This is a genomic window from uncultured Xanthomonas sp. (assembly GCF_964278005.1).
Taxonomy (GTDB): Bacteria; Pseudomonadota; Gammaproteobacteria; order Xanthomonadales; family Xanthomonadaceae; genus Xanthomonas_A; species Xanthomonas_A sontii.
This window is the reverse complement of sequence record NZ_CAXYKF010000012.1, coordinates 24046-45339: the sequence shown is the minus strand read 5'-3', so window position 1 is coordinate 45339 and position 21294 is coordinate 24046. Positions and strand designations below refer to the sequence as shown.

At 70.3% G+C, this 21294-nt stretch carries 17 protein-coding genes; 15 read left to right on the top strand and 2 right to left on the bottom strand.

From position 1 onward, the window contains the following. Positions 1-306: 306 nt before the first annotated feature. The 6 genes from ACHWVH_RS07320 (at position 307) to ACHWVH_RS07295 (ending at position 9241) form a co-directional block, all read left to right on the top strand. Positions 307-2688, top strand: coding sequence for a TonB-dependent receptor (locus ACHWVH_RS07320; protein WP_394686911.1), 2382 nt, complete (start codon positions 307-309; stop codon positions 2686-2688). Positions 2689-3513: 825 nt separating this feature from the next. After that, the gene (locus ACHWVH_RS07315; RefSeq protein ID WP_394686954.1) at positions 3514-5766 is read left to right on the top strand and encodes a TonB-dependent receptor; all 2253 of its coding nucleotides are present in this window, start codon (positions 3514-3516) and stop codon (positions 5764-5766) included. After that, entirely contained in the window at positions 5766-6056 is a 291-nt protein-coding gene (locus ACHWVH_RS07310) for a hypothetical protein (protein ID WP_017907895.1), read from the top strand. Before ACHWVH_RS07315 ends, ACHWVH_RS07310 begins: the two co-directional genes overlap by 1 nt. Next, positions 6046-6318: a hypothetical protein gene (locus tag ACHWVH_RS07305; RefSeq protein ID WP_017916978.1), complete on the top strand. Its 273-nt coding sequence runs from the start codon at positions 6046-6048 to the stop codon at positions 6316-6318. The genes ACHWVH_RS07310 and ACHWVH_RS07305 overlap by 11 nt, the downstream gene beginning before the upstream one ends. Beyond that, a complete protein-coding gene (locus ACHWVH_RS07300; RefSeq protein ID WP_267098957.1) occupies positions 6315-7862 on the top strand; it encodes a PepSY domain-containing protein in 1548 nt (515 codons plus the stop codon). Before ACHWVH_RS07305 ends, ACHWVH_RS07300 begins: the two co-directional genes overlap by 4 nt. A 203-nt stretch (positions 7863-8065) precedes the next feature. Next, on the top strand, positions 8066-9241 hold the full coding sequence (locus ACHWVH_RS07295; RefSeq protein WP_267095245.1) for a GGDEF domain-containing protein: 1176 nt from the start codon (positions 8066-8068) through the stop codon (positions 9239-9241). Positions 9242-9424: 183 nt separating this feature from the next. On the opposite strand, the gene ACHWVH_RS07290 is transcribed toward ACHWVH_RS07295, so the two are convergent. Beyond that, positions 9425-11080: a carboxylesterase/lipase family protein gene (locus ACHWVH_RS07290; RefSeq protein WP_394686910.1), complete on the bottom strand. Its 1656-nt coding sequence runs from the start codon at positions 11078-11080 to the stop codon at positions 9425-9427. 146 nt (positions 11081-11226) lie between these two features. Beyond that, positions 11227-12330, bottom strand: a complete 1104-nt coding sequence (locus ACHWVH_RS07285; RefSeq protein ID WP_295932318.1) for an alpha/beta hydrolase — start codon at positions 12328-12330, stop codon at positions 11227-11229. A gap of 381 nt (positions 12331-12711) precedes the next feature. On the opposite strand from ACHWVH_RS07285, the gene ACHWVH_RS07280 reads away from it, so the two are divergent. From ACHWVH_RS07280 to ACHWVH_RS07240, 9 genes are all read left to right on the top strand, one after another. Continuing rightward, a complete protein-coding gene (locus ACHWVH_RS07280; protein ID WP_267095243.1) occupies positions 12712-13530 on the top strand; it encodes a 2-keto-4-pentenoate hydratase in 819 nt (272 codons plus the stop codon). A 35-nt stretch (positions 13531-13565) separates the two neighbouring features. Then, on the top strand, positions 13566-14567 hold the full coding sequence (locus ACHWVH_RS07275) for a TRAP transporter substrate-binding protein (protein ID WP_017914540.1): 1002 nt from the start codon (positions 13566-13568) through the stop codon (positions 14565-14567). Between the two features lie 10 nt (positions 14568-14577). Further along, positions 14578-15096: a TRAP transporter small permease gene (locus ACHWVH_RS07270; protein ID WP_191091443.1), complete on the top strand. Its 519-nt coding sequence runs from the start codon at positions 14578-14580 to the stop codon at positions 15094-15096. Between the two features lie 2 nt (positions 15097-15098). Further along, positions 15099-16382, top strand: coding sequence for a TRAP transporter large permease (locus ACHWVH_RS07265; protein ID WP_267084914.1), 1284 nt, complete (start codon positions 15099-15101; stop codon positions 16380-16382). A 189-nt stretch (positions 16383-16571) separates the two neighbouring features. Then, positions 16572-17630, top strand: coding sequence for a LacI family DNA-binding transcriptional regulator (locus ACHWVH_RS07260; RefSeq protein WP_017907811.1), 1059 nt, complete (start codon positions 16572-16574; stop codon positions 17628-17630). Positions 17631-18249: 619 nt separating this feature from the next. Further along, complete coding sequence (locus ACHWVH_RS07255) at positions 18250-18642, top strand: VOC family protein (protein WP_394686909.1); 393 nt, start codon at positions 18250-18252, stop codon at positions 18640-18642. A 155-nt stretch (positions 18643-18797) separates the two neighbouring features. After that, positions 18798-19652: a 5-dehydro-4-deoxy-D-glucuronate isomerase gene (gene kduI / locus ACHWVH_RS07250; protein ID WP_394686908.1), complete on the top strand. Its 855-nt coding sequence runs from the start codon at positions 18798-18800 to the stop codon at positions 19650-19652. A 61-nt stretch (positions 19653-19713) separates the two neighbouring features. Then, complete coding sequence (gene kduD, locus ACHWVH_RS07245) at positions 19714-20469, top strand: 2-dehydro-3-deoxy-D-gluconate 5-dehydrogenase KduD (RefSeq protein ID WP_010343054.1); 756 nt, start codon at positions 19714-19716, stop codon at positions 20467-20469. 142 nt (positions 20470-20611) lie between these two features. Beyond that, positions 20612-21268, top strand: a complete 657-nt coding sequence (locus ACHWVH_RS07240) for an RpiB/LacA/LacB family sugar-phosphate isomerase (RefSeq protein ID WP_394686907.1) — start codon at positions 20612-20614, stop codon at positions 21266-21268. The last annotated feature ends 26 nt before the right edge of the window (positions 21269-21294 follow it).

Here is a 21294-nt window from a genome sequence, read left to right as displayed (position 1 = left end):
GCGGTGGATGAGTTCGGTCGCCGCACCGCGTTCGACCTTGGCCTCGCTGTCTGCAACATGCGGTGAAGTGCGGACCCGCTCGGGCGATCGGGCAGCGTGTGCAGACCCAGGCATGTCCACGGCACGCACCTGGCGTGACGTGATGCGGTCACGCATCGTCGCGCCGTGGCCGCCGCGCCGTCATTGCAACGGCGGTGCAACACAGACGACATATCGTGCCGCGCTGCGCCACCGTATGGCGCATGCCGTCGCGGGCTGCTGCGCAAGCCGAACGGACTCGATTCTGCGCGCTCACAAGGATCCGACATGCTGCTTTCCTCTCTCTCCCCGCGGCCGCTGACCGCGCGCGCCGCGCCGGCCCGTACCCGCCTGGCGCAGGCCTGCGCCGCACTGGTGCTGGCCTCGGTCGCCGCCGCCGCCGCCGCCGCGCAGGACAGCGCGCCGTCGCTGGCTGGCAGCGAGACCCGCCCGGCCAATGTCGCCGGCACTGGCGATGCGGCGACCTCGCTGGACACCATCATCGTCACCGCCGAGCACCGCGAGCAGAACCTGCAGGAGGTACCGGTGTCGGTGGGCGTGGTGCAGGGCGAGGCGATGCGCGACTTCACCGCCGGCGGCGACGACACCCTGCTGGCGCTGTCCGGCCGCGTGCCCAGCTTCTACGCCGAAACCACCACCGGCCGCATCTTCCCGCGCTTCTACATCCGCGGCCTGGGCAACATCGACTTCTATCTCGGCGCCTCGCAGCCGGTGTCGATCATCCAGGACGACGTGGTGCTGGAGCACGTGGTGCTGAAGTCCAACCCGGTCTACGACGTGGATCAGGTGGAAGTGCTGCGCGGCCCGCAGGGCTCGCTGTTCGGCCGCAACACCACCGCCGGCATCGTCAAGTTCGACAGCATCAAGCCCAGCGACGACTACACCGGCCGCGTCACCGCCAGCTATGGCAGCTACAACACGGTCTCGGTGGACGGCGGCATCGGCGGCCCGATCAACGACGTGCTGTCGTTCCGCGTGTCCACGCTGTACCAGCACCGCGACGACTGGGTGGACAACACCTACACCGGCCCCAGCGCCGACGGCACGGTCACCCCGAAGAAGGACGCGATGGGCGGCTACGACGACCGCAACGCGCGCCTGCAGCTGCTGCTGAAGCCGAGCGAGAACTTCTCCCTGCTGGGTTCGTTCCATACCCGCGACTACGACGGCACCTCCACCCTGTTCCTGCGCGGCGCGCTGCGCAAGGGCTCGAACAAGGTCGACGTGCCGCGCGACCAGGTGGCCTACGACGAAGCCCACGACAACCCGCAGGCGTACAAGACCCACGGCGCCTCGCTGAAGGCGATCTACGACTTCGGCGGCGTGTCGCTGACCTCGATCAGCGCCTACGAGACCACCTCCGGCTACAGCCGCGGCGACACCGACGGCGGCGCCGCGGCCAACTTCCCGGTCAACGGCGTGCCCAACGGCTACGGCCAGTCGATGGGCCAGGTGCGCGACCTGGACCAGTACACCCAGGAACTGCGCCTGGCCAGCGAAGGCGACGCCCCGCTGCAGTGGCAGGCCGGCGCGTTCTACTTCGACGGCAAGGACACCACCGACTTCTACCAGCGCGCCTATTTCCTGCAGACCGCTGCGCGCAATCCCAACAACTGGGTGCGCCTGCACAACAGCAACACCTCCTGGGCCGGCTTCGGCCAGCTGACCTACAAGGTCACCGACGCGTTGACCCTGACCGCCGGCGTGCGCCAGACCCGCGACAGCAAGGAGACCAAGCTGCTCAAGACCGCCGACACCGCGTCCGGCGTGGTCACCTACAAGGGCCGCCGCGACGTGCGCCTGGCCGACACCCAGCCGAGCTGGGACCTGAGCGCGATGTACGAGATCAACCCGAACGTCAACGTGTATGCGAAGGTCGCGCGCGGCTTCCGTGGCCCGACCATCCAGGGCCGTTCGGCGGTGTTCAATTCCGACTTCACCACGGCCGACTCGGAAACCATCCTGTCGTGGGAAGCCGGCATCAAGAGCAACCTGTTCGACAACCGCCTGCGCCTGAACGTCACCGGCTTCACCTACACCGTCGACGACATCCAGCTCAACGGCAACGACTCCAACGGAAACGGCGTGCTGTTCAACGCCGACAAGGCCAAGGCCTACGGCATGGAGGCGGACCTTGACTGGCGCCCGATCCCCAACCTGTCGCTGACAGCGGGCCTGAGCCTGCTGCACAGCGAGATCCAGGACAAACGCGTGTATGCGCAGGTGTGCGGCCTGAACGGCGTGGTGGTGTGCACGGTGAAGGACCCGACCATCCGCATCGGCAACAACACCTTCGCCCAGATCGACGGCAACCCGCTGCCGAACGCGCCCAAGTACAACGTCAACCTGGCTGCGCGCTACGACATCCCGGTCAACGACGGCGGCGCCTTCTTCGTCGCCACCGACTGGAACAAGCAGGGTTACACCAGCTTCGTGCTGTACGACTCCACCGAGTTCACCTCCAACGGCAACTTCGAGGGCGGCCTCAAGCTGGGTTACACCGGCGACTACGGCGCATGGGAAGTGGCCGCGTTCGCCCGCAACATCACCAACGAGAAGAACCTCAAGGGCGTGATCGAGAACTACATGGCGGCCGTGTACAACGAACCGCGCATCGTCGGCGTCTCGTTCAACCTGCACTGGCACTGATCGCAGCACGTCGTAGCACCACGCTGGCAGCACCTGCCGGCACCAGCGGGCGGGAGGGCGACAGTCCTCCCGCCCGTTTGCGTTTTCGTAGCAGCAAGTAGCCTGTAGCTGTGGCCATAGCCATAGCCTTCTTGCTTCTCGCTTCTCGCTTCTCGCTTCTCGCTTCTCGCTTGTGGCTTTGGCTGTTGCTTCTGATTCACCGGGTTCCCTTCCGCAGCGGCGGCCAGTGCGGGGAAACACCCGAAGGGCGGCGTACATGGATGTACGCCGTCCGCGGCAGGGGCAGGATGCCCCTTCCGCGGATCCCCGCACTGGACGCGGACCCGGAGCGCGCAGCGCGGAGGGCGCGTAGGCAGGGTGTGCTTTCTTTTGGTTACTTTTCTTTGCACAAGCAAAGAAAAGTAACTCGCCCGTAAGGGCGAAAGCCTTTGCTTCTAACTGATGTATCAGATGAAGTGAGCTGCAGTAGCGGCTTCAGCCGCGACGCGCCAGCCTCGCTATGCCCCTGGGACGATGGCCCCCTGCATCGCGGCAGCCGCCGGTCACGGCGTCGGGACTGAAGTCCCTCCCACAACACGTGTCTGCGCGTGACGCATACGTTGGCGATGCCCACCCGTAGGAGCAGCTCCTACGCTCCCAAGACCCCTGAGCAAACCTGCCACCCATCCCAAATCCCATGGCAGCCCCGCCCCGGCTCTGCTAAAGTCCGCGCCCAGCGCTGCCGCGTCCGGCAGCCAGGCACAGCCGCCGCCATGCCTTCAACCGTGAGTCTTTCGGGGGAAGTGGTGTATGCGCGTCGCGCGATCGGTGTTGTCCTTGTCTGTCGTGTCCATCCTGCTGGGCTGGGCGCCCACAACGCGCGCCGCAGGCGGTGAGGCCGCGCCTCCCCCCGATCCCACCACCCTCGACCAGATCGTCGTCACCGGCGAGAAAAGCGGCCGCAGCGTGCAGGACACCACCAGCTCGGTCGCCGTCACCACCGAAGCGCGCATCGAGCAGGAGAACCTGCAGAGCGCCTACGAAGTCTTCAACCGCACCGCCAACATGGCCCAGACCTACGGCGATGCCGGCTTCAGCATCCGCGGCATCCGCAACATCGACGGCGGCAGCGATGCGCCGCTGGCTACCATCTACCTGGACGGCGCCGCCCTGCCGTGGAAGGCGATCAGCTGGGCGCCGCTGAGCCTGTGGGACCTGCAGCAGGTGGAAATCCTGCGCGGCCCGCAGTCCACCCTGCAGGGCGAGAACGCCCTGGCCGGCGCGATCGTCCTGCGCACCGCCGAGCCGACCATGGACTGGCAGGGCAAGCTGCGGGTGCTGGCCTCCGATCCGTCCGACCGCAGCGTGGCCGGCGCGGTCGGCGGGCCGATCGTGGCCGACGAACTGGCGTTCCGCGCCTCGGTGGAGCAGCGCAGCTTCGACGGCTACACCTGGAACCTCACCCGACAGGCCGCCGACGACGCGCAGGTCTCGGCGATCTACCGCGGCAAGCTGCTGTGGACGCCGTCGGCGATCGCCGGGCTGAAGGTGCAACTGGGCTACACCCGCTCGCACCGCACCGGCCCGTACATGTACACCTACGTGCGCACCGACCTGCCCGATTACCTCGAGCACCGCTACGCCACCAACAACACCCCGGACCGCACCCGCAGCGACAGCGACATCGTCACCCTGCAGGCCGATTACGTGCTCTCCGACGCCTGGTCGCTGTCCTCGGTCAGCGCCTGGAACAAGGTCACCTCGTCCAGCCTGTGGGACATGGACCATGGCCCGGACAACGCCGGCTACGCGCGGCGCCAGCTCGACGACACCACCGCCTCGCAGGAATTGCGCCTGCACTACGCCGGCACCGCGGTGCAGGGCCTGCTCGGCGCGTACTGGGCGCGGCACGTGGAAGACAACGACGCGCAACTGCTGAACAACGTCGCCACGCCGACCACCACCATCGCCGGGCTGCTGCGCAGCGCCGGCTTCCCGGCCGCCACCGCCAGCGCGATCGCCACCCGCTACGCGCAGGCGCTGCCGGTGATTCCGGTCGACTACGTCAGCGCCAGTCCGACCCGCTCCAGCAACCGCGCGCTGTTCGCCGACGGCCAATGGCAGATGGGCAGCGGGTTCTCGCTGCTCGGTGGGCTGCGCTACGACCGCCAGCGCTACGCCATGGCCTCCGACACCACCGCGGCCTTCGCCGGCCGCTATCCCGACCCGGCCGCCTTCGCCGCCAGCGGCACCGCGTTGTATCGGGCCATCGTCGCGATCAACCAGGGCGTGGCCGGCATCGTGCGCTCGGCCAACGGCGAGGTGGCCTGGAACACGCGCGACTTCGACGCGCTGCTGCCCAAGCTCGGCATGCGCTACGACTGGAACCCGGACCTGTCGACCAGCCTGGTGGTGCAGCGCGGCTACCGCTCCGGCGGCTCCAGCTTCAACTCGGCGCGCAGCCAGGCCTTCCCCTATGACCCGGAATACACCTGGAACTACGAAGCTGCGCTGCGCTCGCAGTGGCTGGACCGGCGCCTGACCCTCAATGCCAACGCCTACTACATCGACTGGAAGGACAAGCAGACCACCGCCTACTTCGGCCTCAACAGCTTCGACTACAACACCGTCAACGCCGGCCGCGCGCATCTGTACGGCGCCGAGCTGGAGGCCAGCCACCGCCCCAGCGAAGCCTTCGACTGGTACGGCTCGCTGGGCTATGCGCGCACCCGCTACGACAGCTTCGCCACCATCGCCGGCGCCTCGGTCATCGACTACGCCGGCCGCGAATTCGCCTACGCGCCGCACTGGACCGCGGCGCTGGGCGCCAACTGGCGCTTCGCCGGGGGCTGGCTGGCCAACCTCAACGCCAGCTTCCGCGACCGCGTCTACACCGACATCGGCGCCGGCGCCGTGCAACTGGCTTCGCGCACCGTGGTCAACGCCAAGTTCGGCTACGAGAACCTGGACTGGAGCGCGTGGATCTTCGCCAACAACCTCCTCGACCGCGACTACGTGCAGTACCGCTGGGCCACCGATCCGGTCGCGATCCTGGGCGCGCCGCGTGTGGTCGGCATCGGCTTCGAGGCGCGCTGGTGATGCTCGCCTTTGCCACCGTCGCCTATCTGCTCGCCGCCGCGCTGGCGGCGCTGGCGTTCTACCTGGCCACCGCGCACCAGCGGCTGCGTCCGGCCTGGCATCGGCACGCGCGCGCGCTGCGCGTGGCCGGCACGCTGCTGTGCGTGGCCGCATTGGGTGCGGCGATTTCGGCGCTGGGCGTGTGGGCCGGCGTGTTCGCCGCGCTGAGCGCGACGATGCTGGCGGCGGTGGCCCTGCCGTACCTGGATGCGTGGCGGCAATTGCACCAAGGGGCTGGCGATGTGGGCTAGGTGGCTGGCGGCGATCGTGCTGGGCCTGCCGCTGGCGGTGGGCGTCATCGGCTTGTGCGTGCTGCTGTGGCCGGGCGACCTGCAGGTGCATACTTTGCCCTGGCTGTTGCTGGTGTTCCCGCTGTGGGTCGGCGCCATGTCGCTGGCCTTCGTGTTCCGTAGCGGCGCGCGCGCGTGGCTGTGGCTGGGCGCTGCGACCGCACTGTGCTACGTGGCGCTTTACCTGCTCAAGGCCACCCACCTCGTGCAGGTGAGCGCATGAAGGCCGCGACCCTGCGCCAGTTCCTGTCGGCGCACAGCTGGATGGGCCTGCTCGCCGGCATGGCCTTGTTCATCGCCTTCTACGCTGGGGCGATCAACGTGTTCACCCACGACCTGGAGCAGTGGCCACGCCCGGCCGCGGTGCAGGCCCCGGCGTTGCCGCCGGAGCAGGCCGCGCAGGCGCTGGCCGATGCGGTGCTGGCGCGGCATCCGGCGCTGGCCGAGTCGTACACGCTGATGCTGCCCGGCGAGGGCCGCACGCAGCCGCAGTTGTTCGCGTTCGGGCCGGCCGCGGAGCAGGCCTTCGGCGGCATGGTGCAGTTCCAGCCCGGTGCCGACGGGCAGCCGGTGCAGCTGCCGCAGCGCAGCGGCTTCGTCGCGTTCCTGTACGACCTGCACTTCACTGCCGGGCTGCCGCGCACCTTCGGCACCTACCTGTTCGGCGTGGTCTGCCTGCTGTACGGGGTGGCCCTGGTCAGCGGCGTGGTGCTGTACGCGCCGGTGCTGCTCAAGGACCTGTTCGCGCTACGCCGCGGCCGCAACGTCAAGCGCCTGTGGCAGGACGCGCACAACGCCATCGGCATGCTGTCGCTGCCGTTCCACGTGATCTTCGCCTGGTCCGGCGCGGTGCTGACCCTGGGCGTGCTGCTGCTGGCGCCGTTCCAGTACCTGGTGTTCGACGGCAAGCTGATGCAGGTGCTGCAGCCGGACTTCGAACTGGCGCCGCACGTGCAGCCCGCGCACGTGCCTGCGCCGATGCTGCCGGTGGCCGAGCTGGTGAAGCGGGCACGCGCGGCCAATCCCGGCTTCGTGCCGGAGAGCCTGTCCTTCCACGATGCCGGCGACGCCAATGCGCAGGTGGAGCTGTACGGCCACCAGGAGCAGCGCCGGCTCAACACGCTCGGCGGCGTGGCGCTGCGCGCGGCCGACGGCAAGGTGTTGCGGGTGCTGTCGCCGCAGACCATGTCGCCGGGCGTGGCCGCGCTGCGCGGCCTGCAGACCCTGCACTTCGGCGACTACGGGCGCTGGCCGCTGCAGTGGCTGTACTTCCTGCTCGGGCTCGGCGGCGCGTTCCTGTTCTACAGCGGCAACCTGCTGTGGGTGGAAGCGCGGCGGAAGCGCCGCCAGGTCGCGCAGCCGTTGCGCACCCACGTCATGGCGCGGCTGACCACCGGCGTCTGCCTGGCCTGCGTGGCCGGGGTGTCGGCGCTGTTCGTGGCCGCGCGCCTGTTGCCGCCGGGGATGGAGCGCTGGGTGTACTACGCCGTGTTCGCGCTCGGCCTGGCCTGGGCGCTGCTGCGTCCCACCGCGCGCGGCGCCTACGAACTGCTGCTGGCCTGTGCGGTGCTGACCGCGCTGGTGCCGCTGGCCGGGTTGCGCGGCGCCGCCGGCTGGGTGGCGCCGTGGAGCAGCGGGACGCTGCTGGCCATCGACGCCTGCGCGCTGGCGCTGGCCTGGGCCTACTGGCAGATGGCGCGCGCCGCGTATCGCCGCGGGCAGGGCGGCGATCCACACAGCGTGTGGGCGTTCCCGCCGCCGCGCTGACGCTCGCCCTGCCGTGCCAAGGCGGCGCGGCAGGGCGCTGCTGTCACGCAACCGATCGTCCCAAAAGTGGACAATCACGCGCCGGTGCTTTTTCATGGTCTCGACGTGGGCACCGCAGCGTCCGCGCGAAACCGAATCGGGTGACACGATCTGATGTGACCTGATCCGCACTTCGCGCCGCGTTGCCGTCGACAGGGGACTGCATGCACGAGCGTTACCAGGAGCCACACGACGCACCGCCGGGCGAGGCCTACGCGGCGCAATTGCGCAAGGGATTCGCCGCGCTGCGTTTCGATCCTCCGCTGGAACGGGCGTACCGCCACTACACCGCCGCCACGCTGGGCTTCGCGCAGCGAGTGGCGGCCTCGCTGGGCGTGTTGATCGCGCTGCTGCTGCTGGGCTGGGACGCGGTGCATTTCGGCTGGCGCGGCGGCGGCCTGCTCGGCTATGCGGTGGCGGTGCGCGTGGCGACCCTGCTGGCGTTGCTGTGGGTGGCGGCGGCGATCCATCGCGCCGACACGCACGGCCCCGGCCATGCCGCGCTGTTGCTGCTGGTCGGCGGCACCGGGCTGGTGCTGTCGAGCATCGGCTACCCGCCGCAGGAACTGCGCTATGCGGCGGCGGTGATGACCCTGGTGATCGTGGCCGGCTTCTTCCCGTTGGGCATGGCGTTGTGGCAGAGCGTGGTGGTGGCGCTGCTGCTGTGCGCGATCAGCGCCGTGGCCGGCCATCTGCTGCTTGAGGGCGCGGCGCACGATGCCTACCTGCGCCTGCAGTGGCTGCTGTGGACCGCGGTGCCGGTCGGCGCGGCCGGCGGCTACCTGCGCGAACACTCGCGCCGCGAAGGCTTCCTGCAGCGGCGGGTACGCGACGACGAGGCCTTGCGCGACGCGCTCACCGGCCTGGGCGACCGCCGCCGCTTCGACGAACACCTGGCGGTGGCGCTGGCCGAGCGCGGGCGCCTGCAGCGCGGGCTGGCGCTGATCCTGGTCCAACTCGACGGCTTCGCCGCGCTGAACCAGCGCAGCGGCGCCGGGGCCGCCGACCGCGCGGTGCTGGAGGTGGCCGAGGCCATGCAATGTCTGCTGCGGCCGCTGGACGTGGCCATGCGCATCGGCGCCGACCGCTTCGCGCTGGTGCTGTACGACGCCAGCGGCGCGCACCTGCGCCAGGTGGCGCCGGCGCTGCGCGACATGGTCGAGGTGATGGCGATCGCGCCGGATACGGCGGACGCGCAGGCGCTGACGGTCAGCGTCGGTGCGCTGCTGGCCACGCCGGAGGACACGCCGGCCACGCTGATGCAGCGCGCCGAGGCGCTGCTGGACGCCGCGCGCGCCGTCGGCAACCGCGTGGTGCTGGCCGAGGACACCGGTTGGTAGCGCGGTGATCCGGCGTACCAGCCCTCGCGACCGACGCCGCCGCAGCCGCCGCCACTGTGGGAGGAACTTCAGTCCCGACGCAGCACACCAACCGACCAGTGAAGCGCGCCTCTGCTTTCGACAGGCGCGCACGGGTGTTTCGTCACGGCCACGCGCGCCGCGCGCGGCGATCGTGGCACCGTCTCAGAACGTCCCCCGCTGCACGAACGGCACCTGCGCGTAGAGCTGGCGCTCGCCGCCGCGCGGGTCGTGCGCCAGGCGGCTGTCGGTGTCGAACAGCAGGGTTTCGCGCTGGGCCAGCGAGTACGGTGCCCAGCGTGGCAGGCCGGCGTGGTTGGGATCGCCGTGGCGGGCGAAGGCCAGCAACGCTGCGCTCATCGCATCGGCCATGCGTTGCGCGTCGGCGCCATCGCCGGTGCGCGACCCGGGCTGGCGGATGTTGTCGAACACCAGCGGGATGTCCAGGGTGTGGAAGGCGCCGAACTTGCCGCCGTCCAGTGGCGAACCCCAGTCCAGTTGGTAGACCCAGGTCGGTGCGCCCTGCCGCGCGCGCGCCTCGGCTTCCTCGACCGCGCCACGCCAGGAGCGGCCGGCGGTGGTGGCGGCGAAGAACACCTCGCTCGGTGTGTAGTGCGGATACAGCCGTCGGTACTCGGCGATCACCACCTGCGGCGACAGGTCCACGTACTGCTCCTGCGCCAGCTTGTCCGGCAGCGCGTCCCAGGTCAGCGCGAAGTTGGCCGGATCGTGGCCGAGGAAGGCGCGGGTCTCGTCGTGGGTGTTGCCGATCACCATCGGGATGCGCGCCGACTGCGGCGGCGCGTCCGGCCAGAACGGATGCCGGTGCAGCACTTGCGCATCCAGCACCGGGCCCAGGTACAGCGCGGTGTCTTCCGCGCGCGATGGATCGCGGATGCGCGTGGCCTCGAGCACGTGCTGCAGCGGCAGCGTGCGCAGCGCGTCCAGTTGCGCTGGCCCCAACTGCAGGGCTTGCAGCAGCAACTGCGCGCGCTGGCCGGCGGCCCGCGGCCCGGCGGCGGTGACCTGTTGCCCGCTCATGGTCCAGGCGCGGTGGAACAGGCCCTGCGCGGCCGGCATCGCCATCAGCGTGGCGATCTTGGCGCCGCCGCCGGACTGGCCGAACACGGTGACGTTGCCGGCATCGCCGCCGAACTCGGCCGCGTGCGCACGCACCCACTGCAGCGCCTGCACCAGGTCGAGCTGGCCGACGTTGCCGGAGGCGGCATAGGCGTCGCCTCCGAACGGCGCCAGGTACAGATAGCCGAAGGCGTTGAGGCGATGATTGACGCTGATCACCACCACGTCGCCGCGCTGGCACAGGCGCACGCCGTCGTACAGCGGGTCGCTGCCGGAGCCGTTGTTGTAGGCGCCGCCGTGGATGTAGAACAGGATCGGACGCTTCGCACCGTCGCGCAGGCCCGGAGTCCAGACGTTGAGGAACAGGCAGTCCTCGCTGACCGGCTCGGACCCGCGCTGCGGCGCCGACGCACCATAGGCGCCGCAGTCGCGCACACCGTGCCAGGGCCGTTCCTGCAGCGCCGGCTGAAAGCGCCGCGGCGCGGTGTCGGCGCCGTAGGGAATGCCCTTGAACACGCTCACGCCCTGCTCGCGCACGCCACGGATGCGGCCGCTGCGGGTGCGCGCCAGCGGCGACGCCGGCGTCGGCACCGAGGCCGGCGCCAGACCGGGCAGCGCGCCGCTCAAGGCCAGCGCGCCGAGCGCGCCGTCGCGCAGAAAGCGGCGGCGGCCATGGTCGTCGGGTGCGGCCGCGTCGGGCACGGTGAGGAGCGGGGCAGGCAAGCGAGGGCGGGCGGTCATGCGTGGACGGTGTCCTGGCTAGGCGATCGGGGACGCGAGAGGTGTGGCGGCGTGGCCGTGTTTGCGACGGCCGGCGGTCCGGCGGCGTGCGTGGACCGGGCGAGGCGGGCGCCGCCGCGTGGTGGAGAGGTCGCTCACGGACGGGCTCACGGCGTGCCCGCCGGTGGCGGGATCGGCGCGCGGGCGCGGGGATCGTCCTGCACGCTGCGCATCCAGCCCAGCGCCAGCTGCGGCCATGCCGCCAGCGGCAGGCCGGCGATGCCGCGGGTGCCGAAGCCATGGCCGCCGTGCGCGAACAGGTGCAGCTCGGCCGGCACCCCGGCCTGGCGCAGCGCCTGGTAGAACAGCAGGCTGTTCTCTTCCGGCACTACCGGATCGTCCTGCGCGTGCACCAGGAAGGTCGGCGGCATGCCGGCATGCACCCGGTTCTGCAGCGAGTAGGCGGCCATGGTCGCCGCGTCCGGATGGCGGCCCAGCAGCCGCAGCCGCGAGCCGGTGTGCGCCGCGGTGCCGCTACCCATGTCGATGACCGGGTACAGCAGCAACAGGAAATCCGGCCGCGCGCTGACCCGGTCGATCGCATCGCGCGCCGGATACACCACGTCGTCGTAGCGGGTGCCGAGGCTGGCGGCGACGTGGCCGCCGGCGGAGAAGCCGATCGCGCCGATGCGCTGCGGATCCACGCCGTAGTCGGCGGCATGCGCGCGGATCAGGCGCAGCGCGCGCTGCGCATCGGCCAGTGGCTGGTCGCGCGCCATGGCGCCGTCGGCGGCCGCATCGGGCAGCCGGTAACGCAGCACGAACAGGGTGATGCCGGCTTGTTCGGCGAAGATCGATACCAATGCCGTGCCTTCCTTGTCCAGCACCACGCGCGCATAGCCGCCGCCCGGCGCCACCAGCAGCGCGCTGCCGTTCGGGTGCTTCGGCCGGTACACCACCATGTAGGGCTGGTAACGGCCGCTGAGCGCGCGATCGGGCAGGGCCGGGTCGTCGCTGCGCTCGACCAGGCGCGCGTGCTCGGAGCCGGCCGTCGACCCCGGCGCCGGACCGGGCCACAGCGGCAGCCGCGCCGCCGCCTCGGCGGCGCTCTCGCTGGTCGGCCGCTCGGCCGCTGCCGTCGGGCCGAGGGCGCCCAGCAACAGGCACAGCGCCGCCAGCAGGGCGATGCCGGAGCGGGGCCGGCGCCTGCCGCAGGATGGGGACAGTGGTTCGGCGGGACGTAGGCGGGTGGCGAGGAGTCGGGCCGACATCATCGAGATCTCGTCGTGGATGGAAGAAACCAGCGGCGCGTGGCCGAGGGCACGATGGCCCCAGTGTGCGCGCCGCCTGCGCCAACGCATGGCGCTGTATCGCTGTTGCTGTTGCTGTTGCTGTTGCCTTTGCCTTTGCCTTTGCCTTTGCCTTTGCCGATTCCCGATTCCCGATTCCCGATTCCCGATTCCCGATTCCCGATTCCCGATTCCCGATTCCCGATTCCCGATTCCCGATTCCCGATTCCCGATTCCCGATTCCCGGCCTTTTGCCGCACCGCACATTGCCAATGACACCGGTTTACCATATACAACGGCGCAACGCGCTGTCGATGCGCGGCGCAGCAATTCCGATCCCCCACATTCCTTGCGGAGATGCCCTTGAGCCTTCCTTCCGGCCCGTCGCAGACGCCACCGCCCGCGTTGGCCGACATCGCGGCCCGCTTCGTCCAGGCCCGTCGCCAGGGCCGCTCGTTGCCCGATTTCCCCGGTGTCATCCCCGACGATCTGGAGACCGCCTATCGCGTGCAGGATCTGGCGATCGCGCAATGGCCGGACCGCGTGGTCGGCTGGAAGGTCGGCTACATCGCCGCTGAGCGTCGCGACCACTCCGGGGACGAGCGCCTGCTGGGCCCGATCTTCGCGACTGCGCTGTGGAATGCTACCGGTGGAACAACGGACATCCCGGTGTTCGACGGCGGCTTCGGCGCGGTCGAGGCCGAGTACGTACTGCGCCTGGACGCGGACGTGCCGGCCGACCAGTTGCACTGGACTCCACAGCAGGCCGCGCAGGTGCCGGCGACGCTGTTCGTCGGCGTCGAGGTGGCGAGCAGCCCGCTGGCCACGATCAACCAGCTGGGGCCGCGCGTGGTGATCTCCGATTTCGGCAACAACAACGGCCTGCTGCTGGGGCCGCAGGTGCCGGACTGGACCGCGCTGGACGAGACCGCGCTGCGCGCCGAGACCTGGATCGAGGGTCAGTGCGTGGGCACCGGCGGCGCCACGCTGTTGCCGGGCGGCCTGCGTGCGGCGTTCGCGTTCGCGCTGGCGCGCTCGGCCAGGCGTGGCCGGCCGCTGCGCCGCGGCGAGCTGATCGCCACCGGCAACGCCACCGGTATCCACGACATCGCCATCGGCCAGCAGGCGACGATCCGCTTCGACGGCTACGGCGAACTTCACTGCAAGGCGGTCGCGGCCTAGGCTGGCGACGGCAATGACGCGCGGGAGGGCGCAGCATGATCACTCGTAGACGATTCCTGGGCGCGGGCCTGACCGCGGCGGCCGCGGCCGGCGTGCCGCTGGGTGCGCTGGCGCAGGCCGGCGGTAGCGGTACGCGCCTGCTCACCGCCACCGACGTGCACGTGGCCGACTACCCCACCGTGGAGGCGGTGCGCTGGTTCGGGCAGATCCTGGAGCAGAAGACCGGCGGCCGCCTGCGCCTGCGCGAGTATCACTCCGGCCAGCTCGGTCGCGAGGCGGAGGCGATCGACATGGCGCGCTTCGGCGCCATCGACATCACCCGCGTGTATTCCGGCGCGCTGAACAACGCCTTCCCGCTGACCCAGGCGCTGTGCCTGCCGTACGTGTTCGACTCGGTGGCGCACCTGCGCCGCGCGATCGACGGCCACGTCGGCGACAGCATCCTGCGCAGCTTCGAACAGCGCGACCTGGTCGGGCTGGCGATCTACGACTCCGGCGCGCGCTGCTTCTACAACACCAAGCATCCGCTGCGGCAGCCCAAGGACCTGCACGGGCTCAAGCTGCGCGTGGCGAACTCGGACATCTTCCTCAAGCTGATGCGCATGCTCGGCGCCAACCCCACGCCGATGTCGCTGGGCGAGACCTTCTCGGCCATGGAAACGCACATGATCGACGGCGCCGAGAACAACATGCGCAGCTTCCAGTCCAGCCGCCACTTCGAGGCCGCCCACTACTGGTCGCAGAGCGATCACTCGTACGCGCCGGACGTGCTGGTGATGTCCCGGCGCAGCTTCGAGACGCTGACGCCGGACCAGCGCGCGCTGGTGCTGGAGACGGCGCGGCAGTCGGTGACGGTGATGCGCCGGCTGTGGGATGCCTCCGAGGCGCAGGCGCGACAGCAGGTGATCGACTACGGCGTGGCCATCAACGAGGTGGACATGCCGGCCTTCCGCAAGGCCGCCGCGCCGCTGCTGGCCGAGTACCGGCAGCAGCCGGAGATCGAAGCCCTCTACCGCCGCATTCGCGATTTCGCCTGAGCCCATGCCGATGACCGACCACGCCCCCGCCCTCCCGGTGCCGCCGCTGCAGCGGCTGCTGGACCGGATCGCCAACCTCGCCATCGGCACCGCCGCCGCCGCCCTGCTCGGGCTGGTGGTGGTGCAGGGCTGGCAGGTGTTCACCCGCTACGTGCTCAACGACTCGCCGAGCTGGACCGAGCCGGTGACGCTGCTGCTGCTGAGCACGGCGATGAGCCTGGGGGCCGCCGCCGGCGTGCACACACGCCGCCACTTCGGCTTCTTCCTGCTGGCCGAGACGCTGCACGCCAGCCTGCGCCGCGTCATCGACCTGGTGCGCCCGCTGCTGGTGGCCGCCATCGGTGCGGTGATCGCGTGGTGGGGCGCGGTGCTGCTGCTGGACGGGCTGGACATCAAGATGGCCGGCGCGCAGATGCCGCAGAGCATCAACTACCTGCCGCTGTCGATCGGCGGCGCGCTGATGAGCGTGTTCGCGCTGTACCAGGCCTGGCGGGTGCTGCGCCCGGGCGCCACCATGGGGAGGAACTGAGCATGGCCATCGCCATCCTGTTGGGATTGTTCGTGGTGCTGCTGCTGATCGGCGTGCCGGTGGCGTATGCGCTGGGCACGGCCGCGCTGGCCACGCTGCTGTATCTGGACCTGCCGGCGGTGGTGCTGGTGCAGCAGATCTCCGCCGGCAGCGGCTCGGCGTCGCTGATCGCGATCCCGCTGTTCATCTTCGCCGGCGAACTGATGCTGCGCGGTGGCATCTCCGACCGCCTGATCGCGCTGGCGTCCTCGCTGGTCGGGCGCATGCGTGGCGGCCTGGGCCAGGTCAGCGTGCTGTCCTCGCTGTTCTTCGGCGGCGTGTCCGGCTCGGCCATCGCCGACGTCTCGGCGGTCGGCGGCACGATGATTCCGCAGATGATCAACCGCGGCTACGACCGCGACTACGCGGTCAACGTCAGCATGACCGCCGCGCTGGTCGCGCTGCTGGTGCCGCCCTCGCACAACCTGATCCTGTTCTCGGCCGCGGCCGGTGGCGGCCTGTCGATCGCCGACCTGTTCGCCGCCGGCATCGTCCCGGCGCTGTTGATGACCGCGGCGATGATGCTCACCGGCTACGCGGTGGCGCGCTCGCGCGGCTACGGCACCGAGGCGTTCCCGGGCTGGCGCGCGGTGGCGCTGCGTCTGGTCGGCGCGCTGCCGGGCCTGGGACTGGTCGCGCTGATCTTCGTCGGCATCCGTGCCGGCATCTTCACCGCGGTGGAGAGCGCGGCGATCGCGGTGGTGTACGCGTTGCTGGTCACCGCGCTGCTGTACCGGCAGCTGCGCTGGGCGGAGTTCTTCGGTGCGGTGACGCATGCCGCGCGCACCACCGGGGTGATCCTGTTCGTGATCGCCACCGCGGCGGTGTTCGGCTGGCTGCTGGCCTACCTGCAGGTGCCGGCGGCGGCGGTGCGCTTCCTGCAGTCCATCGCCCACAGCCAGCACACGGTGCTGCTGATGATCGTGGTGATGCTGCTGCTGCTGGGCATGTTCATGGACCTGGCGCCGAAGATCCTGATCTGCACGCCGATCTTCCTGCCGGTAGCCAAGGCCTACGGCATCGACCCGATCCATTTCGGCCTGGTGATGGTGCTGGCCGGCGGCATCGGCCTGATCACCCCGCCGGTGGGCTCGGTGCTGTTCATCGGCACCTCGATCGGGCAGATCACCGTGGCCCAGAGCATGCGCACCATCTGGCCGTTCTGGCTGGCGGCGCTGTGCGTGCTGCTGATCGTGGCGTTCTTCCCGGAGCTGTCGCTGTGGCTGCCGCGCGCGCTGCGCGCCTGAGCCGGCCCGGCGGCGCCGGCTCGCGTCAGGCGGGTGACCGCGGGCCGTTCGCGCCGATCGCCGCTGCCGGCCTTGGCAGCGCCGCGGCCGGTCACCGGGGTGGTGCGCCTTACACCGCTTCCGTGACCGTGCGCTGGAGCGAACATGACACCCAGTAGAATCCCCTTTCTTTCGCCCGGTTTTCCGTCCATGGCGCCGAACAAGCCCCGTTCCGTCGATGCTCCCGCTTCCGCCCACGGCAAGGCCGCGACGATCAACGACATCGCGCGCCTGTCCGGGGTGTCGAAGAAGACCGTGTCGCGGATCATCAACAACTCGCCGCTGGTGCGCAAAGACACCCGCGAGAAGGTCGAGGCGCTGATGCGCGAGGTCGGCTACGCGCCGGACCCGCTGGCGCGCGGGCTGGCGTTCCGTCGCTCGTTCCTGATCGGCATGGTCTACGACAACCCCACCGCGCAGTACATCGTGGACATGCAGTACGGCGCGCTGGACGCACTGCGCGGCTCCAGCTTCGAGCTGGTGGTGCATCCCTGCGACAGCCGCAGTCCCGGCTACATCGAGGGCGTGCGCCGCTTCGTGCAGCAGCAGAAGCTGCACGGGGTGATCCTGGTGCCGCGCGCCTCCGAGGACCAGGCGCTGGCGGACATGCTCGCCGGCATCGGCGTGCGCTACACCCGCATCGCCTCGCTGCCGCTGGACGACACCTCGCAGATGGTGGTCACCCACGACCGCGACGGCGCCGCCGAGGCCGCCGACTACTTGTTGTCGCTGGGCCACCGCGACATCGCCCTGATCACCGGCCCCAGCGCCTACCGCTCCGCGCACGAGCGCACCGCCGGCTTCATCGACGCGCTGACCCGGCGCGGCATCGAACTGCCGCCGGCGCGCATCGTCGAGGCCGGCTACACCTTCGAATCGGGCGTGGCCGCGGCGGAGAAGCTGCTGCTGGGCAAGCAGCGCCCCAGTGCGATCTTCACCGGCAACGACGAAATGGCCGCCGGCGTGTACAAGGTCGCGCTGCGCGCCAACATCAACATCCCGCGCCAGCTGTCGATCATCGGCTACGACGACAGCCCGCTGGCCTCGCGACTGTGGCCCTCGCTGACCTCGGTGCGCCGGCATACCCGCGACACCGGCCGCACCGCCGCGGCGATGCTGATCCAGCCCGAGGGCACGCCGTCGCTGGCGGTGGCCAGCGTGCGCCCGCACCTGATCGTGCGCGACTCCTGCCAGCCGCCGGAAGACTGAGCGCGGCGGCGCGGCGAGCTGCCGCGCGCCCGAGACGCGCCGCCGCACGCGGCGGCAGACGGAGGCTTGCGGCCTGCCAGGCGCTCGCGAAGACACAGCGAGATGCGTGATTCGCGCCCCGGCAGTTCGCCTGGCTCGGGCTCACGCGCATCCGCCGCTGCGGGAGCGGCGTCAGCGACCTGCAATGCGGGTGTCAGGCGCTTTATGGGGAGTTGACGGTCGTGCAGAGGCGACAAGCGAAGCCGAAAGCCGACTGACAGCCTCCGTCGTCGGGACTGAAGTCCCTCCCACAGGGAGGCCGAGTGCATTCCTGTGGGAGCGGCTTCAGCCCCGACGCGCACGAACCGAACTGCCGCGGCGAACGATTCCCGGCAGACCGGGAGCCGTTCCCAGGCAGCAGTGAAGCGCCTGCTGACCGCGGGGCGTGCGCGTTTCAACGCCATCCATGCGTCGCACCCACATGTCGGCCGGGGCACGTGTCCCCCCACCGCCTCCCGACTCGCCGCAAACGGTCTACACTGCCGCCGACCGTGCGGACACCGCTCCGCCCATCGAAGGCCCGCTCCGTTCCGGCACCGCCCGGGCGGACCGCGCGGCCTTCCTGCGAGGAGCCTTCGCCATGTCGTCCCCCATCCCCGCCCCCGTCGCGGTCCGTTTCGGCCGCCTGGCGCCGACCGTGCCCGTCGCCGAGATCGCCCGCGCCGTCGCCTTCTACACCGAGCGCCTGGGCTTCCGCAGCGTGTTCCAGAACGGCAATCCCGTCGGTTTCGTGATCCTGAAGAAGGACGCCGCCGAACTGCACCTGACCCTGCGTCCCGACCACCGCGGCAGCACCAGCAACGTCGCCCACCTGATCGTCGACGACGCCGCGGCCCTGTACGACGGCCTGCAGGCGCAGGGCGTGCGCATCATCAAGGCGATCCGCGATGCCGACTTCGGCCTGCGCTGCTTCGTCTTCGCCGACCCCGACGGCAACCGCATCGACGTCGGCGAGCCGCTGCCGCCCGGCTAGCACGCCATTGGCGAGCGCCGCAGCGCTCACATCCCGAATCCCCACTCCCCAATCCCGGCTGTTCGTGCACTGCGGAATGACACCGGTTTACCAGACCCGCTAGACTGTCCTCCGTGGCGGGCTGACACACGCCGTCGCCTGCCTTGGAGCGCCCCATGTCCCTGTACTGCAAGACCCACTACGCGACCCATCCCGACGCGATCAAGGGCGCCAGCAACGACCAGCTGCGCGACCTGTACCTGCTCGATGGCCTGTTCGTGGACGACGCGCTGACCCTGAAGTACACCCACTACGAGCGCTTCGTGCTCGGCGGCGCCGCCCCGCGCACGCGGGCGCTGACGCTGCCGGCGCAGACCGAACCGGCCTCGGCCGCGGGCCACCCGTTCCTGGAGCGGCGCGAGCTGGGCGTGATCAACGTCGGCGCCGGCAGCGGCACCGTCACCGTCGACGGCACCGCATATCCGCTGGGCCCGAAGGACGGCCTGTACGTGGCGATGGGCAGCGCCGAGGTGGTGTTCGCCTCCGACGACGCGGCCAACCCGGCGCAGTTCTATCTGGCCTCCACGCCGGCGCACGCGCGCTTCGCCACCAAGCGCCTGTCGATCGCCGAGGCGGTGGCGCTGGACCGCGGCGCGCTGGAGACCAGCAACGAACGCACCATCTACCAGTACATCGTGCCGGCCACCTGCCAGTCCTCGCAGCTGCTGCTGGGCCTGACCGTGCTCAAGCCGGGCAGCGTCTGGAACACCATGCCGCCGCACCTGCACGACCGCCGCAGCGAGGTCTATTTCTACTTCGATCTCGGCGCCAACGACCGCGTCTACCACTTCATGGGCGAGCCGGACGCGCAGCGCCACATCGTGGTGCAGAACAACGAGGCCGTGGTGTCGCCGCCGTGGTCGATCCACATGGGCGCCGGCACCGCCAACTACGCCTTCATCTGGGCGATGGGCGGCGAGAACCTCGACTACACCGACATGCACGTGCTGGACATCTGCCAGCTCAAGTAGGCCGCCGTCCCGCGCGCCGCTCCCATTCCCGTCGTCCGCATTCCCTCAAGGAGTCCACGCAATGACCCACCCGTTCAGTCTCGAAGGCAAGGTCGCCCTGGTCACCGGCGCCAACACCGGCCTCGGCCAAGGCATCGCCGTGGCGCTGGCGCAGGCCGGCGCCGACATCGCCGCCGCCGGCATCGCCGCGCCCACCGAGACCGAGGCCAAGGTCACCGCGCTGGGCCGCCGCTTCGTCGCCATCGAGGCCAACCTGATCAGCATCGAGCCGGTGCAGCGCATCCTCGACGAGACCCTGGCCGGGCTCGGCCGTCTCGACATCCTGGTCAACAACGCCGGGCTGATCCGCCGTGCCGATGCGGTGGACTTCAGCGAGCAGGACTGGGACGACGTCATGAACGTCAACATCAAGTCCGCGTTCTTCATGTGCCAGGCCGCCGGCCGCCACTTCATCGCCCAGGGCAGCGGCAAGATCATCAACATCGCCTCGATGCTGTCGTTCCAGGGCGGAATCCGCGTGCCGTCCTACACCGCCAGCAAGTCCGGCATCGCCGGCATCACCCGCCTGCTGGCCAACGAGTGGGGCGCCAAGGGCGTCAACATCAACGCCATCGCCCCCGGCTACATGGCCACCGACAACACCGCGCAGCTGCGCGCCGACGCCGCGCGCAACCAGGCGATCCTGGACCGCATCCCGGCCGGCCGCTGGGGCGTGCCGGAAGACCTGGGCGGCACCGCGGTGTTCCTGGCCAGCAGCGCCTCGGACTACGTCAACGGCACCGTGATCCCGGTCGACGGCGGCTGGCTCGCCCGCTAACTGCCGTCCTTTCTCCCTTCGGGACCTCGGCCCCCTTTTTGGGGGAAGGTGCCCGTCAGGGCGGATGAGGGTACGTCAGCCGCCGACCCATGTTCCGCCCAACCTGCCCCCACCAACCAATCCCCCACGCAAAGGACCCCCCATGAAAATCGCCCTAATGAACGAGTTCAGCCAGGCCGCCAAGAACCCGGTGATCCTGCAGCAGCTCAACGACGTCGCCGCCGCACAGGGCCACAGCGTGTTCAACGTCGGCATGGACGGCGACGCCGACCACCGCCTGACCTACATCCACCTGGGCATCTGCGCCGGCCTGCTGCTCAATGCCGGCGCGGTGGACTTCGTGGTCGCCGGCTGCGGCACCGGGCAGGGCGCGATGATGTCGCTCAACGCGCACCCGGGCGTGTTCTGCGGCTACTGCATCGAGCCGACCGACGCCTACCTGTTCGCCCAGGTCAACAACGGCAACGCGCTGGCGCTGGCCTTCGCCAAGGGCTACGGCTGGGGCGCGGAGATCAACGTGCGCTACATCTTCGAGAAGGCCTTCAGCGGCGAGCGCGGCATGGGCTACCCGGCCGAGCGCCGCGAATCGCAGCAGGCCAACGCCGGCATCCTGACCCAGGTCAAGCAGGCCCTGGCCAAGTCCTACCTGGACGGCCTGCGCGCGCTGGATCCGGAACTGGTCAAGCAGGCCGTGGGCGGCCCGCGCTTCCAGCAGTGCTTCTTCGACAACGCCAAGGACGCCGACCTGCGCGCCTTCGTCGCCGGCGTGCTGGGCAAGGCCGCCGCCGCCGCGGCCTGATCGCACGGTGCGCCGCTCGCGCCCCT